The sequence below is a fragment of the Arthrobacter sp. CMU6 genome (assembly GCF_059090205.1).
Map to the genome: position 1 here is coordinate 1 of NZ_JBNHFL010000129.1, position 253 is coordinate 253.

General features: G+C 65.6%; 1 protein-coding gene. It reads right to left on the bottom strand.

Going from position 1 to position 253, the window contains the following annotated elements:
• Positions 1-253, bottom strand: a 253-nt coding sequence (locus tag AC5RWD_RS23375; RefSeq protein WP_494022288.1) for a carboxyl transferase domain-containing protein, incomplete at both ends; no start/stop codon positions are given.

Below are 253 nucleotides of genomic sequence, written 5' to 3' on the forward strand. Positions count from 1 at the left end.
GATGAACATGTGGCTGGTCTTATCCACCATCACCACAAAGTCCGTCAGCGCGGGGGAGTAGGCGGCGCCGCCCGCGCACGGGCCCATGATCAGCGAGATCTGGGGCACAACGCCGGACGCGGCAACATTGTTGCGGAAGATGTCCGCGAACATGGCCAGCGAGGCCACGCCTTCCTGGATGCGGGCCCCGCCGCCGTCGTTGATGCCGATCACCGGGCAGCCGTTACGCAGGGCGAATTCCTGCACCTTGACG